Here is a 507-nt window from a genome sequence, read left to right as displayed (position 1 = left end):
ATCCCCAGGGGCGCAAAGCCTCGAGAACCTCTGCCTCGTTGATGACCCGCCGCCAGCGGGCAGCCCGACGACTAATGTAGATCCGCCGCGGTAGCCCCGCCGCCTGCTCTCTCGGAGCCAGTTGCTGCAGCACTTTCCAGCCCCTGGGGGTTAGACACCCCACCGGCCCCGCCAGCGAGGGCACAATCAGGTTCTGCGCTTGCAGATGGGATCCCCCTGCCTGCTCAAAGCTAAGGAGGCGCTCTGGTGGGATCCCTAAGGCAGCTAAGCTTTGCACCTGAAAGGGCTTGCCCTGGTAGCCGTGGACCAAGAGGGGGATGTCCTTTTCGAGGACGCCGGAGCGGCGTAGGAGATCGAGGGCGGGCAGGATGTCCACCATCCAATGGAAGTAGTTGACCGCCCCCAGGGGCAAGAGGGCTACAGAGCCCTCCAGCAAATTTGGCACCCCTAGGTGGGGTAGGTCCAAGACGGGGGGGTGCTCCAGGTGCTCTGGCTTCCAGTCCCAGT

1 protein-coding gene is annotated in these 507 nt (G+C 64.1%); it reads right to left on the bottom strand.

The annotated features are described in order from the left end of the window. A partial coding sequence (locus tag NW858_RS13210; protein WP_414520670.1) for a glycosyltransferase family 61 protein occupies nucleotides 1-436 on the bottom strand: 436 nt, incomplete at its 3' end. Nucleotides 437-507: the final 71 nt, after the last annotated feature.

The sequence above is a fragment of the Synechococcus sp. H55.10 genome, assembly GCF_047502715.1.
In the GTDB taxonomy this organism is placed as follows: Bacteria; Cyanobacteriota; Cyanobacteriia; order Thermostichales; family Thermostichaceae; genus Thermostichus.
The sequence above is the reverse complement of the archived record's forward strand: the minus strand, read 5'-3'. Positions and strand labels throughout refer to the sequence as shown.